Annotated in this window: 13 protein-coding genes; 11 read left to right on the top strand and 2 right to left on the bottom strand. The window is 61.6% G+C overall.

What is annotated here, in order from left to right:
* Positions 1-113: 113 nt before the first annotated feature.
* From CSZ94_RS03905 to CSZ94_RS03885, 5 genes are all read left to right on the top strand, one after another.
* Positions 114-923 carry a carbohydrate ABC transporter permease gene (locus CSZ94_RS03905; protein ID WP_102120302.1) on the top strand — a complete coding sequence of 270 codons (810 nt, stop codon included), beginning with the start codon at positions 114-116 and terminating at the stop codon, positions 921-923.
* A complete protein-coding gene (locus CSZ94_RS03900; RefSeq protein ID WP_102120301.1) occupies positions 920-1,738 on the top strand; it encodes a carbohydrate ABC transporter permease in 819 nt (272 codons plus the stop codon). Before CSZ94_RS03905 ends, CSZ94_RS03900 begins: the two co-directional genes overlap by 4 nt.
* A gap of 26 nt (positions 1,739-1,764) precedes the next feature.
* The gene (locus CSZ94_RS03895) at positions 1,765-3,132 is read left to right on the top strand and encodes a GH1 family beta-glucosidase (protein ID WP_102120300.1); all 1,368 of its coding nucleotides are present in this window, start codon (positions 1,765-1,767) and stop codon (positions 3,130-3,132) included.
* Position 3,133: 1 nt separating this feature from the next.
* Positions 3,134-4,174: an ABC transporter ATP-binding protein gene (locus CSZ94_RS03890; protein WP_102120299.1), complete on the top strand. Its 1,041-nt coding sequence runs from the start codon at positions 3,134-3,136 to the stop codon at positions 4,172-4,174.
* Positions 4,175-4,282: 108 nt separating this feature from the next.
* Positions 4,283-6,733, top strand: coding sequence for a TonB-dependent receptor (locus CSZ94_RS03885; RefSeq protein WP_102120298.1), 2,451 nt, complete (start codon positions 4,283-4,285; stop codon positions 6,731-6,733).
* Positions 6,734-6,808: 75 nt separating this feature from the next.
* Here the strand turns inward: CSZ94_RS03885 and xseA are convergent, their stop codons facing one another.
* Together xseA and CSZ94_RS27885 are read right to left on the bottom strand one after the other, a co-directional pair.
* On the bottom strand, positions 6,809-8,170 hold the full coding sequence (gene xseA / locus CSZ94_RS03880) for an exodeoxyribonuclease VII large subunit (protein WP_102120297.1): 1,362 nt from the start codon (positions 8,168-8,170) through the stop codon (positions 6,809-6,811).
* Between the two features lie 344 nt (positions 8,171-8,514).
* Positions 8,515-8,658 carry a hypothetical protein gene (locus CSZ94_RS27885; protein WP_180977354.1) on the bottom strand — a complete coding sequence of 48 codons (144 nt, stop codon included), beginning with the start codon at positions 8,656-8,658 and terminating at the stop codon, positions 8,515-8,517.
* An 868-nt stretch (positions 8,659-9,526) separates the two neighbouring features.
* Between CSZ94_RS27885 and CSZ94_RS03875 the strand changes: the two genes are divergently transcribed.
* From CSZ94_RS03875 to adk, 6 genes are all read left to right on the top strand, one after another.
* On the top strand, positions 9,527-10,132 hold the full coding sequence (locus tag CSZ94_RS03875; RefSeq protein ID WP_102120296.1) for a MotA/TolQ/ExbB proton channel family protein: 606 nt from the start codon (positions 9,527-9,529) through the stop codon (positions 10,130-10,132).
* On the top strand, positions 10,129-10,569 hold the full coding sequence (locus CSZ94_RS03870; protein ID WP_102120295.1) for an ExbD/TolR family protein: 441 nt from the start codon (positions 10,129-10,131) through the stop codon (positions 10,567-10,569). The genes CSZ94_RS03875 and CSZ94_RS03870 overlap by 4 nt, the downstream gene beginning before the upstream one ends.
* Before the next feature lie 80 nt (positions 10,570-10,649).
* Entirely contained in the window at positions 10,650-11,705 is a 1,056-nt protein-coding gene (gene lpxK / locus CSZ94_RS03865; protein ID WP_102120294.1) for a tetraacyldisaccharide 4'-kinase, read from the top strand.
* A complete protein-coding gene (locus CSZ94_RS03860; protein WP_010395789.1) occupies positions 11,686-11,862 on the top strand; it encodes a Trm112 family protein in 177 nt (58 codons plus the stop codon). The genes lpxK and CSZ94_RS03860 overlap by 20 nt, the downstream gene beginning before the upstream one ends.
* Positions 11,863-11,864: 2 nt before the next feature.
* Complete coding sequence (gene kdsB, locus CSZ94_RS03855; RefSeq protein WP_102120293.1) at positions 11,865-12,620, top strand: 3-deoxy-manno-octulosonate cytidylyltransferase; 756 nt, start codon at positions 11,865-11,867, stop codon at positions 12,618-12,620.
* 243 nt (positions 12,621-12,863) lie between these two features.
* Positions 12,864-13,520 carry an adenylate kinase gene (gene adk, locus CSZ94_RS03850; RefSeq protein ID WP_102120292.1) on the top strand — a complete coding sequence of 219 codons (657 nt, stop codon included), beginning with the start codon at positions 12,864-12,866 and terminating at the stop codon, positions 13,518-13,520.
* The last annotated feature ends 151 nt before the right edge of the window (positions 13,521-13,671 follow it).

The raw sequence follows: 13,671 nt of genomic DNA, 5'->3' as shown, positions 1-13,671 counted from the left end.
ATTTACTGAAAAACGAAAAGACAACCAAGGCCGGCATCGCTACCAAACGCTTAAAAGCTGGCTGGAATGCCGACTATCTCGCCAAGGTCTTGGGCTTGCCGACCTGATGCTTCATGCAATCGCCCTGCATGCAGTGGGTGGGCCTGGACAATTACAAATATGCGTTGACGGACCCGTGGTTTTTGCGCTCGCTGGGCAATACCCTGTGGCTGGCGCTGGCCTCGGGCGTGCCGCAGCACCTGGTGGCCATCCCGCTGGCGGCCTTCATCCACAACAGCTTCAAGCGTTCGCGCAACCTGGTGATCGGCATTTACTTTTTACCGTTCATTACGTCCAGCGTCGCCATCGCCATGGTCTTCAATACCCTGTTTTCGCGCGACTATGGGCAGATCAATGTGCTGATCCAATGGTGCGCCAGCTTGCCGCTGGTCGGCGGCCTGTTCCCTGCGGAATCGATCGACTGGCTGGGCAGCTCGCTGTTCATCAAGCCGGCCGTCGCCTTCGTGATTTTCTGGCGCTATCTGGGCTGGAACCTGGTGTTGTATCTGTCGGCGCTGCAGGTCATCCCGAAAGACTTGTATGAAGCGGCGACCATCGACGGTGCCTCGAAGCGTCAGCAATTCTGGTACATCACCTTGCCGCAGCTGCGCCCCATGATCTACCTGGCCGTGACCTTGACCATCATGGGCAATTTGCAGCTGTTCGAGGAGCCGTTCGTGCTGGTGGCCGAGTCGAGTGGCGTGAGCCAATCCGTGATGACGACGGCCATCTTCGTCTACAAGACGGCGTTTTCCTCGGGCGACTTCGGCACGGCGTCGGCCATTTCCTGGCTGCTGTTCCTCATCATCGCCAGCACCACCTGGGTGAATAACCGCATCCTCAGCCGCAACGAACGTAGAGAAAAATGCAAGGAGGCCCGATGAAAACTACCCGCTGGACGGCCTACGCCATGGTGGCCATCGGCGCCCTGATCATGGTCGCGCCGTTCTACTTCATGTTCGTCTTCGCCAGTCACACAAGCGCGGAGATCTACAGCCTGCCGCCGCCGCGCTGGTTCGGCACGGCCCTGCTGCACAACCTGGAGCTGCTGCAGGAGCGCCTGCCGTTCTGGCGCAATATCGGCATCAGCCTGTACGTGGCGCTGATGACGACGGCGCTGACCCTGTTCTTTTGCTCGCTGGGCGGCTACGCGTTTGCCATGTACGAGTTCCGCTTCAAGCGGCCCTTGTTTACCCTGGTAATGGCGTCGATGATCATCCCGTCCTTCATGAACATGATCCCCACCTTCATGCTGATGGATTTCCTGGGATGGCTGGACCAGCCGCGCGCCCTGTACGTGCCGGGCGCGGCCGGCGCGCTGGGCATTTTCCTGATGCGCCAGTACATCGGCACGGCGATACCAAGGGACTTGATCGAGGCGGCACGCATCGATGGCTGCGGTGAATTCGCCATCTACTGGCGAGTGGTGCTGCCGCTGATCGGCCCCGCCATGGGCACCCTGGGCCTGATCACCTTCATCAACTCGTGGAACAATTTCATCACGCCGCTGGTCGTCATGCGCTCGGTCGAGAACTACACGATCCCGCTGGCACTGCGCAGCATGCAGGCGCCGAACAACACGGAGTGGGGCGCGCTGATGACGGGCGCGGCGATTGCCGTGCTGCCGCTGCTGCTGATGTTTTTTGTCGCCTCCAAACGCCTGATCGAGGGCCTCACTCAAGGCGCCGTCAAAGGCTAGAACTCTCTTCATCCACTCACACTGACATGACCACCATGCATAACGACGACACCGACATCAACTTTCCTGCCACCTTCACCTGGGGCGTGGCCACCAGCGCTTACCAGATCGAGGGCGCCGCCGCCATCGATGGCCGTGGCCCATCCATCTGGGATACCTTCAGCCACGCGGATGGCAAGATCATCGACGGCAGCAATGGCGACGTGGCCTGCGACCATTACCACCGCTACGCAGACGACGTGGAGCTGATCGCCAATCTGGGCGTTAACGCCTACCGCTTTTCCATGTCCTGGTCGAGGGTGCAGCCGGCCGGCTCTGGCGCCTGGAATGAGGCGGGCTTTGATTTCTATGCGCGCCTGCTCGACGCGCTGGCCGCCAAGGGCCTCGATGCGCACCTGACCCTGTATCACTGGGATTTGCCGCAAGCCTTGCAGGATGAGGGCGGCTGGCTCAATCGTGCCACTTGCTATCACTTCGCCGCCTACGCAGCCGAGGTGGCGCGCCGCTTTGGCCACAAGGTCGCCAGCATCGCCACCCACAACGAGCCATGGTGCACGGCCGTGCTGGGCCACGGCACGGGCCAGTTCGCCCCCGGCATGGCCGACCCGGCCGCCGCCGTGCAAGTGTCGCACCACTTGCTGCTGTCGCACGGCCTGGCCATGCAAGCCATGCGCGCCGTGAATACGCTGGCCAAACTGGGCATCGTACTCAATCAATGGACGGCCACTCCGGCCACCGACAGCGCGCAAGACCGCGAGCTGGCCGAACTTGAATATGCGCGCTCGGTGCAGTGGTATATGGATGCCATCTTCAAGGGACGCTACCCGGCCCTGGCCCTGAAACACGTCGACGCTTCCGCTTTATGCATCTTTGAAAACGATTTCACAGATATTAAACAGCCCATCGATTTCCTCGGCGTGAACTACTACACGCGCGCTTTCATGAGCGCCGAGACGCCGCCGCGCAAGCCTGAATGCAAGCTTGGCGTCAACGACATGGGTTGGGAAACCTACCCGCAGGGCTTGACGGAGCTGCTGGTCGGCCTGCACCGCGAATACCGCCTGCCGCCCGTGTTCATCACGGAAAACGGCATGGCCGTCGCCGACAAGCCCCTTGACGGCAAGATCCATGACCAAGCGCGCATCGAGTACGTGCGGCTGCACCTGGACGCCTTGCGCGCCGTGATCGCGCAGGGCATCGACGTGCGTGGCTATTTCTACTGGAGCCTGATGGACAACTTCGAGTGGAACTCTGGCTATGCCAAGCGCTTCGGCATGCTGTACGTCGATTACGCCACGCAGCAACGCAGCTTCAAGGACAGCGCCCTGTGGTACCGCGACTTCATCGCCGCGCAGCGCGCGTCCCACGCTGCCGTCCTGGCCGGGGAGCATTGAGATGGCCGCCATTTCCCTGCGCGGCATCCGCAAGACCTACGGCGACGGCCCGGAAATCGTCAAGGGCCTGGACCTCGATATCCATGACGGTGAATTCATGGTCTTCGTGGGGCCGTCCGGCTGCGGCAAGTCGACCCTGCTGCGCATGATCGCGGGACTGGAAGATATCAGCGCGGGCCAGCTGCGCATCGGCGACCTGCTGGCCAACGACGTGGCGCCGGCCGAGCGGGGCATCGCCATGGTCTTCCAGAGTTACGCCCTGTATCCGCACATGACAGCGCGCGACAATATGGGCTTTGCCCTCAAATTGGCCGGTAAACCAGAAGCCGAAGTGCGTGCGGCCGTGGGCAAGGTGGCCGAAATCCTGCAGATCACGCACCTGCTCGAGCGCAAGCCCAAGGCCCTGTCCGGCGGCGAGCGCCAGCGCGTGGCCATCGGTCGCTCCATCGTGCGCCAGCCCAAGGTATTCCTGTTTGACGAGCCGCTGTCGAACCTCGATGCGTCGCTGCGCGTGCAGACGCGCATCGAGCTGGCCAAGCTGCACCAGGAACTGGGCACCACCATGATTTACGTCACGCATGACCAGGTCGAGGCCATGACCCTGGGCGACAGGGTGGCCGTCTTCCACGGCGGGCACCTGGAGCAGGTGGGCGCGCCCCTGGACCTGTACCGCCACCCGGCCAGCCAGTTCGTGGCCGGCTTCATCGGCGCCCTGCGCATGAATTTCCTGCCGTGCGCCGCCGTGCCGGCCCTGGCCGACACCCTTGGTGGCGAGGCCGGCATGCTGGTAGGCATACGCCCCGAGCACCTGCGCCTGGTGCCGCGCAATGAAGGTTACGGTGCCACTGTCACCCTGATCGAGCAATTGGGCGACGCGCAGATCATCCATGCGACGCTTGACGGGTGCCCGCACGCGGTGGCCATCAAGCTGCATGGCGAGGCGCGCCACGCGCTGGCGCAGGGCAGCGCCATCGGTTTCGCGCCGGAAGAGGGCCATGCCTTTCTGTTTGACACGGCCGGGCGCGCCGTGGCCACCCATTGACCCCGCACGGAGGCGACATGACTTCAGATTGACACCCAAAAAAATGTGCAGCAGTAGCCAAAGAGCTATGTGATCATCATTCAACCAGCGGTACAGGAGACAACAACAATGCAACAGCTCAAACGCAACACCATCGCCCTCAGTCTGGCGCATGCGACCTTCGCCCAGTTCATCTTGCTGGGCAGCGGCGCCGCCATGGCCCAGGAGGCGTCAGCCACCGACACGGCAAAACCGGCAGCCGAGCAGATGGACCGCATCGTCGTCACGGCCACGCGCCGCAACACCTTCGTGCAGGAGACGCCGCTGGCCGTCACCGCTTTCAACCAGGACACCCTGCAAAACAACCAGGTCAAGGATCTGGCGTCGCTCGCCACCATGGTCCCAAGCCTGGTCGTCGAGCAGCATGGCGACTCGGGTGGTGTGCACGTCTACATGCGTGGCGTCGGTTCGGCCAACCACACGGAGCTGGGCGACCCGGCCGTCGCCTTCTATGTCGATGGCGTGTATTCACCGCGTCCGCAGGGCGCCACGGCGCTGATGTATGACCTGTCCCACGTCGAGGTGGCGCGCGGACCGCAGGGCACCCTGAACGGCCGCAATTCGACGGCAGGCGCCGTCAACCTGGTGTCGGCCGCGCCGAGCACGGCCAAGTTCATGGGCTCGGCCGGCATCACGGTGGGCGACTACCGCCACCTGCAGACGCAGGGCATGCTCAATATCCCCTTGTCCGACGACGTGGCGCTGCGTATCGCCGCCATCAAGGATAGCCACGACGGCACGGTGGACTTCCGCCGCGGCTCGAACGTCATGCCGGGCACGGCCAAGTATGGCGCGGGCGACCAGATGGGCGTGCGCGCGTCCTTGCTGTGGAAAATCACGCCGCAGCTGCGCGGCACCTTCATCGCCGACTACTTCCTCGACCAGGGCGCCGGCAACGTCTACCTGGCGGCCGAACCGAAGCCGGGCGAGAAGCTGCGTTCGGCCCTGATCGACACGCCGGGCACGCTGGACCAGTCGATTTTGACCTACAAGGGCAAGCTCAATTACAAGCCGACGGACGCGCTGGACTTTACTTACCTGGGCAGCTGGAGCCGCTACAAGCGCCAGAACAGCAACGACTCGGATGCGGGCCTGTTCCCCGGCTTCAAATCGGAAAACCGCACCGACTGGGCGCAGTTCGACAGCTATTCGCACGAGCTGCAGGCGCGCTCGGACGACGATGCGCCGTTCCAGTGGGTGGCCGGCCTGTTCCTGTTCAATGAAAAGAACAAGGTGCGCTTCGATATCGACCGCAGCCAGATTTCGCAGGCGGCCGTGCAGCAGGATATCGCCAACGGCGCCGTGATTTTCGTGCAGCCCACCGTCGGCCAGTACGCCTCGGCTATGTCCTTCATCCAGGGCGACCGTCAGCTCAAATCAAAGGCCGTGTTTGGCCAGGTCAGCCAGCAGGTGACCGATACGCTCAAGCTGACGGCCGGCGCGCGTTACACGAAAGACCATAAATTCGACATCGGCGGCCAGAACTGGGCATGCCCGAACTGGCCCGCGAACACGCCGCTGGGCACCACGGTCCTCACTGCCGACCAGCTGCGCCAGCTGGTCACGCCCGGCTCCGGCCTGGCCAATACGCACAATATCGGGCCCGGTGGCGCCATCACGGCCGCCACCTGCGGCAATACGCCGGGCGACAATACGGCCGACCTGAAATATGGCCAGGCCACCTGGCTGGGACGCATCGAGTACAAGCTGCGCTCCGATATCTTGCTGTTCGGTTCCGTGACGACGGGCTTCCATTCGCCAGCCATCGGCGACGGCGGCGCCACTACCAAGCCGGAAAAACTGACCAGCTATGAAATCGGTTTCAAGTCGGACTTGCTGAACCGTCAGCTGACCCTGAACCTCGATGCCTTCCTGATGAAATACAAGGACAAGCTCGAATCGCAGGTGGTCAACAGCGTGCTGGCCAACTTCAATGCGGCCGGTGCCACCGTCAAGGGGCTGGAAGCGGAGTGGGTGTGGCGGCCTACGTCGGTCGACCGCCTGACGGGCAACGCCACCTGGCTGAAAGCCGTGTACGATGATTTCATGTCGTGCGATGTCGACGCGGCGCGTGCGAATGGCCAGTCCTGCGGCTCGACGGCGCCATTGGTCAATGTGGGCGGCAGCACCATGAAGCATGCGCCGAAGTTCTCCACCACGGTGCAGTACGAGCATGATTTCGCCGTCGCCGGTGGCCAGCTCACGCCGCGCGCCTCGGTGCATTATGAAACCATGTCGTACGTGGGAGCGGGGGCGTTCAATGGTGACGTGCCGGGCCACGCTGGCGTCAAGCGCCAGGAAGCCTACACCACGCTGGACCTGAGCCTGCGTTTCCAGCCGGCGAACAAGGCCTATACGGTGGAAGCGTTCGTGCAGAACGCCACCGACAAGGCAGTCAAGCTTGACGTCAATGAAATCTGCACGGACGTGGGCATGCCATGCCAGCCCACGCAGCAGATCTACGGCGCCTTCTACAACGCGCCGCGCACGTTTGGCGCGCGCGTGTCGATGAAGTTCTGATGGCGTAGTGTGAAACAGTCGTTGCAGTCCACTCAGTAGGGTAGGTGCTGGGCCGGGGAGTTTCCCCGGCCTTTTTTATGCTAACGTCGCCTGCACGCTGGCGATGCCGATCTGCGCGCTGCCGTCGGCCAGGCGCACATTGACATTCTGGCGCGCCTGCAGCTGGGCCGGCGAGCGCACGATGGCGCCTTTTTCGTCGCGCAGGATGGCGTAGCCCCGTTCCAGGGTGCGCTGCGGATTGAGCAGTTCCAGCTGCGCCGCCAGGCCGTCAAGGCGGTGGCGCCGCTGCGTCACCAGCTGCGCCATGGCCGCGCCGCCGCGGCGCTGCGCTTCCAGCAGGCGCGCGCGCGGCACCGTGACGTCGGGCCGCAAGGCCACCCAGCGGCTGCGCAGGCGCTCCAGCGCGTACTGCGACTGGCTCACGGGCGCGCGCGCCGCATGCGTCATGGCCGTCGACAGGGCCAGTAGCTGCAAGCGCTGCTGCTGCAACTGCGCCTTGGGATTGAGCAGGCGGCGGTTGTTGCGGTCCAGGGTCTGCGCCGCATCGTCGAGGCGGCGGCGCATGGCGCGTCGCAAGTCGGTCGCATCGGCGCGCAGGGAGGCCAGCCAGTCGGCGCGCGGCGTGGCTGCCAATTCGGCCGCCGCCGTCGGCGTGGCAGCGCGCAGGTCGGCCGCGAAGTCGGCGATGGTGAAATCGGTCTCGTGCCCCACGCCGCTGATCACGGGCATGGAACAGTCGGCGATCGCGTGGGCCACGCCTTCATCGTTGAACGACCATAAATCTTCGATGCTGCCACCACCACGGCATACCAGCAGCACGTCGCACTCGGCCCTTGTTGATGCCGTGCGGATGGCGTGCGCGATTTTTTCCGGCGCCTGCTGGCCCTGCACGGGCGTGGGATACAGGATGATGTGGACGTGCGGCGCGCGGCGCTTGAGCGCGATCAGGACATCGCGCAGGGCGGCCGCCTGCGGGCTGGTGACGATGCCGATGCTGCGCGCGAACATGGGAACAGCGCGCTTGCGTTCCTGGTCGAAGAGGCCCTGCGCGGCCAGTTTTTCCTTCAGGCGCTGGAACGCTTCATACAGGGCGCCCACACCGGCGCGGCGGATGGCTTCCACGTTGATCTGGTAATCGCCGCGCGCGCCGTACAGGGTGACGAGGGCGCGCACTTCAACCTTGTCGCCTTCGCGCGGCGTGAAGCCGGCAAGCTGGGCACGGCCACGGAACATCACGGCGCGCACCTGGGCCCCATCGTCCTTCAGGGTGAAATACCAGTGGCCCGAGGCGGCGCGCGTGAAGTTGGAAATCTCGCCGCCGATCCAGGTCAGGGGGAACGAGCGTTCGAGCAGGCGCGCGACAGCCTGGTTCAGGGCGCTGACGGTCAGCACGGGAGGGGCGGCAAAGCCGCTGTCAGTCGGGGTGTCGTTCATCATCAGGCAAGGGGAAGGAAAGAAGCTGTCCACATATTATCGGCGAGGTCATGCTTATGTCATATATCGCGCTAAACAACAAGTTCTATTTCTAAGTATTTTATTTCATGCAGTATTCCCATATGCCTGATTTGCGTGCACAGGGAAAATAACCTTTAATATCAAGCACATCAGTGCAGCCGCCGCCACTTACGCACAAAGTTATCCACAGAAAATGTGCGGAACTTTTTGCCTTGGACAAACGTTGCTGGACAGGCTACTTTAGACGAAGGTTGCTGGACAGGCTACTTTAGACGAAGAAAAATGTCTTGCTACATTTTTGCGCACGGAAATAAAGTACATAGGAATCAAGCGCTTAGTATGCCATGCATGGCCTTGCGCACAATCTTATCCACAAAAAATGTGCAGAACTCGGCGCCGGCGCGTGAATTATCTACTGAAACGGCCATGGCAAGGCTTGCCTGAATGTTGCGCAGCATAAAAATAGTCATATGAATCAAGGGGATAGCATCCAGGTGTACGCCTTGTTCACAATCTTATCCACAGAATGTGTGCAAAACTGCATAAATCGTTGCGTGTTTTGTCCGAGTTTTCCACTGCATGCACAGGCTGCATCGCTGCCTTATTTTTCAGCATTTAAAAAAACTCCTTTTAAATCAAGGGTCTTGTATGGAGTCAATCGGCTTGCTCACAATCTTATCCACACTTTATGTGCGGAACTGCGCTGGCTGTGGAAAAGTGTTGTTTGAGGACGTTTTTTGGCAGGGAAAACCGCGCTTTTTACACCTTGCTACATTTTTATGCAGGGCAATAAAAACGATATAAATCAATGTACTTGGCGCCTATCTTTGCGCTTGCGCACAATCTTGTCCACAGATTGTGTGCAGAACTTTGACGCTCTCAATGCCGCTTGTTTCGCGCCGTCTGCCACTTTTTTATGCATTGATTTAATTTCCTTTAAAATCAATGACTTAATTTAATTTCTGGGCTTTGCGCACAATCTTGTCCACAGTAAATGTGCAGAACTCCAGAGTTGTTAATTTTATGATATTGACTACTGGCGATTAGCTGCTATGCCTGTATTTTGCGCAGTGCAATAATCCTCATGAAAATCAAGGGCTTGCATGCTGGACTTCATGCTTGCTCACAATCTTATCCACACAAAGTGTGCAAAACTACGCTGGCGGCGCGCGCCCGCTGCGCGGTGTGGGCAAGTGCGCATGCAGGCGCCACTTGCCGCCGGCGCGGCAACGCGCTACATTGCGCCATTCCAGCGCCGACATGCCATCGTTATTCGGCGCTCTGTACAATACAGGCTGTCCGGGCGGTCCATCGCCTTCCCTTTACCAGGAGTTTCTTTTGCTCGCTATATTTCAAGCCGCTGGCTGGCCCATCTGGCTGTTGTTGATCGCTTCCATCATCGCGCTGGCCCTGATCATCGAGCGCCTGCTGTATTTGCGACGTGGCAAGATCCTGCCCCGCAAGCTCTTCGATGAAGTGGTGCAGGTATATCGCAGCGGCAAGATCACGCCGGACACGCTGGCCAAGCTGGAAGACAATTCGCCGCTGGGCGTGGTGCTGGCCGCCGCCCTGCGCAATGTCGATGCGCCGCGCGAGGTGATGAAGGAATCGATCGAAGAGGCGGGCAGCGGCGTGGCCCACACGCTGGAACGTTTTCTGACGACCCTGGGCACCATCGCCACCCTGGCGCCGTTGATGGGCCTGTTTGGCACGGTGGTCGGCATGATTGAAATCTTCGGTTCGCAAAACGCCAGTGGCGCGAATCCCGCACAATTGGCCCACGGCATCTCGGTGGCCTTGTATAACACGGGCTTCGGCTTGGCCATCGCCATGCCGGCCCTGGTCTTCTACCGCCATTTCCGCGCCCTCGTCGACAGCTTCGTCATTGACATGGAGCAACAAGCGGTCAAGTTCGTCGACATCGTCCACAGTGGCCGCCAATGAATTTCCGCAAAGGCAAGGGGCGGGAAGACCCCGAAATCAACCTGATCCCGTTCATCGACGTGCTGCTGGTGATCCTGATCTTCCTCATGGTCAGCACCACCTACAGCAAATTTACGGAACTGCAGATCACGTTGCCGACGGCTGATGCCGAGCAGGCCAAGGACAAGCCGCAGCAAATTGACGTCACCGTCGATGCCAAGGGTAACTACACGGTCAACCGCGAACCGGTCTCGTTCCGCGATGTCGCCGGCCTGTCCGACGCCCTGCAAAATGCGGCCAAGGCGGCCAATGGCGGCAAGGCGCCCGCACAGACGCCCGTGGTGGTGGTCAACGCCGACCAGTTCGCCATGCACCAGATGGTCATCCACGTGATGGAAGCGGCACGCCTGGCCGGCTATGAAAAGCTGACGTTTGCGGCGCAGGCGGGCGGCAAGTAAATTCCTGCCGTTACCGTTACCGGCAACAAAATTGGGGTCTGACCCGCCGGGTCAGACCCCAGCCCCATACCGCTCACCCCATGCCCACATCCTCCCCCGCCAAGCTCGAAACCACTCTCACCCGCGCCTGGCTGACGCGCGGCCCGCTGGCGTGCGCGCTGTGGCCCGTCTCCCTGCTGTTCGGCGCCCTGAGTTCCGTGCGGCGCGTCCTGTACCGCGCCGGCGTGTTGAAATCGACGCGCCTGCCCGTGCCCGTTGTCGTCGTCGGCAACATTTTTATCGGCGGCACGGGCAAGACGCCGCTGACGATCTGGCTGGTGCAAGCCTTGCGCGACGCGGGCATGCGTCCGGGCGTCATTTCGCGCGGCCATGGCAGCGCCGACCGGCTGCCGCGCGCCGTCGCCGCCACCTCCACGCCGCAGCAGGTGGGCGACGAGCCGCTGCTGATCTTCCAGCGCGGCGGCTGCCCCGTGATGGTGGGACGCGACCGCGCGGCAGCGGGCAGGGCACTGCTGGCTGCGCACCCGGACGTCGACGTGCTGGTCACGGACGACGGCTTGCAGCATTACGCCTTGCAGCGCGACGTGGAAATCGTGCTGTTCGACGGTCGCGGCGCCGGCAACGGCTGGCTGCTGCCGGCCGGGCCTCTGCGCGAATCGCCGCGCCGCCGGCGCGATGTAACGGTGATCAATGCGCCCGAGCTGGCGCCGGCACTCGTGGCCAGGGTCGCGCCGCAGGGCGGGCTGGTGGTGCAGATGCTGCTCGATGGCAGCGTGGCCGAACGCATGGTGAACCGCAGCGAGCGCATGCCTTTGACGACCCTAAGGGCTGGCGGCCGGCGCATCGTGGCGGCGGCCGGCATCGGCAACCCGCAGCGTTTCTTTGCCATGCTGCGCGGCGCCGGATTGGACTTCATGGAACTGCCCTTGCCCGATCATCACGACTTCCTCGACCAGCCATTTGCGGCACTCGACACGGATGTGATCTTGATCACCGAGAAGGATGCAGTAAAATGTGCGCAAATTGAATATCTCAAAGATGACCCGAGACTGTGGGTCGTCCCCGTCAGTGCGCGCATCGATCGCGCGCTGGCCCAACAAATTGTGGAGAAATGTCGTGGACGCTCGACTGCTTGATATCCTGGTCTGCCCTGTTTGCAAGGGTCCGCTTGAACACGATAAGAAGGCGCAGGAACTGATTTGCCGCGCCGACCGCCTGGCCTATCCTATCCGCGATGGCATCCCCATCATGTGGGCGGACGAAGCGCGCACCCTGCAAGACGCAGTGGAATAACGATGACGTTCATCGTCATCATCCCGGCCCGCCTGGCCTCGACGCGCCTGCCGGGCAAGCCGCTGGCCGACCTGGGCGGCAAGCCCATGGTGGTGCGCGTGGCCGAGCAGGCGGCGCTGTCTGGCGCGGCACGCGTCATCGTCGCTACCGACCATGACAGCATCCGCGCCGCCTGCGCCGCGCATGGCGTGGAAGTGTGCATGACGCGCAGCGATCATCCGTCGGGCACGGACCGCATCGCTGAAGTGGCGCGCACGCTCGCTTTGCCGCCGGATGCCGTCGTCGTCAACCTGCAGGGCGACGAACCCCTGATCGATCCGGCCCTGCTGGCCGCCTGCGCGGCGCAGATCAGCGCCACCGTGCCCATGGCCACCTGCGCGCATCCGCTGCACGATGTGCTTGAGGCGTTCAATCCGAACGTGGTCAAGGTCGTGCTGGACAAGAACGGCCGTGCCTTGTATTTCTCGCGCGCGACGATTCCCTGGCACCGCGACGGCTTCGCGCAGTCGCGTGAAAGCTTGCCGCAAGGCTACGTGCCGCTGCGCCATATCGGCTTGTATGCGTACAGCAATGCTTTTTTGCAAACGTATCCAACGCTCTCCGCTTCGCCGCTGGAAGCCATCGAGGCGCTGGAGCAGTTGCGCGTGCTGTGGCATGGTGTGGCCATCGCCGTGCATATGACCGATAGCGCGCCGGCCGCCGGCGTCGACACGCCGGAAGATCTTGCCAGGGTGCAAGCCCACTACGGCGTTCTGTAACGCGCTACCCGCAAAACGGCAGGCGTGCAAATAAAATTGTGCGCCTGCAGTAAAAACCACATTTTGAAACGTCCGTCTCGCCAATTGCTGGCTTTGATCAATCAGGACATGGCAATTTGATAGCAAACTGGCGCTTCGGGGATTTTTTGTGGTAAGTTTCGTAGGGAAAGATAGCTATAGCAACACCATCTAAAAATAATTACACATACCACCATCCAAAATCTGTTTTTTAGGAACTTTTCAATGCGTCTGATACTTTTAGGAGCACCCGGTGCCGGCAAGGGCACCCAAGCTAATTTCATCAAAGAAAAATACAACATTCCACAAATCTCCACGGGCGACATGCTGCGCGCGGCGATCAAGGAAGGCACGGAACTGGGCCTGGCAGCGAAAAAAGTCATGGATGCGGGCGGCCTCGTCTCGGACGACATCATGATCGGCCTGGTCAAGAGCCGCCTGCAGGAAGCCGATTGCGCCAATGGCTACCTGTTCGACGGTTTCCCGCGCACCATCGCGCAAGCGGACGCCATGAAGGATGCCGGCATCAATGTCGACTACGTGCTGGAAATCGACGTGCCTGATGCATCGATCATCGAGCGCATGGATGGCCGCCGCAGCCACCCTGGTTCGGGTCGCGTCTACCACGTCAAATTCAATCCACCCAAGGTCGACGGCATCGACGACATCACGGGTGAAGCGCTGATCCAACGCGACGACGACAAGGCGGAAACGGTCAAGAAGCGCCTGGATGTGTATCACAACCAGACCAAGGTCTTGCTCGGCTATTACAACGACTGGGCCAAGTCCGGCTTGCCAGGCGCGCCGAAATACCGCCGCATCGCCGGCGTCGGTCCGGTCGAGCAAATCCGCGACAGCGCCTTTGCTGCCCTGGCGGAATAAGCAGTTTTTAAAAGCGGACCTGAGTGTCCGCTTTTTTTTGCCCGCGCTTGAGCCGGGCGCCGTATCGTTTTCGTAGTTCAGTTTTTTTGCAGGTCGTGTTTTCCTGGCTGCGCGTGCCTACCCGGTGCGGTCTGCAGCTGTTGGCAATGAC

The sequence above is a fragment of the Janthinobacterium sp. ROICE36 genome, from assembly GCF_002869965.1.
Lineage (GTDB): Bacteria > Pseudomonadota > Gammaproteobacteria > Burkholderiales > Burkholderiaceae_D > Janthinobacterium.
Note: the sequence above shows the minus strand (reverse complement) of the source record. Positions and strands in the feature narration are given on the sequence as shown.

Coding starts and splice junctions, on each gene's coding strand:
- CSZ94_RS03905 (WP_102120302.1), top strand. CDS start 114: ATGCAATCGCCCTGCATGCAGTGGGTGGGCCTGGACAATTACAAATAT.
- CSZ94_RS03900 (WP_102120301.1), top strand. CDS start 920: ATGAAAACTACCCGCTGGACGGCCTACGCCATGGTGGCCATCGGCGCC.
- CSZ94_RS03895 (WP_102120300.1), top strand. CDS start 1,765: ATGACCACCATGCATAACGACGACACCGACATCAACTTTCCTGCCACC.
- CSZ94_RS03890 (WP_102120299.1), top strand. CDS start 3,134: ATGGCCGCCATTTCCCTGCGCGGCATCCGCAAGACCTACGGCGACGGC.
- CSZ94_RS03885 (WP_102120298.1), top strand. CDS start 4,283: ATGCAACAGCTCAAACGCAACACCATCGCCCTCAGTCTGGCGCATGCG.
- xseA (WP_102120297.1), bottom strand. CDS start 8,170: ATGATGAACGACACCCCGACTGACAGCGGCTTTGCCGCCCCTCCCGTG.
- CSZ94_RS27885 (WP_180977354.1), bottom strand. CDS start 8,658: ATGACTATTTTTATGCTGCGCAACATTCAGGCAAGCCTTGCCATGGCC.
- CSZ94_RS03870 (WP_102120295.1), top strand. CDS start 10,129: ATGAATTTCCGCAAAGGCAAGGGGCGGGAAGACCCCGAAATCAACCTG.
- lpxK (WP_102120294.1), top strand. CDS start 10,650: ATGCCCACATCCTCCCCCGCCAAGCTCGAAACCACTCTCACCCGCGCC.
- kdsB (WP_102120293.1), top strand. CDS start 11,865: ATGACGTTCATCGTCATCATCCCGGCCCGCCTGGCCTCGACGCGCCTG.
- adk (WP_102120292.1), top strand. CDS start 12,864: ATGCGTCTGATACTTTTAGGAGCACCCGGTGCCGGCAAGGGCACCCAA.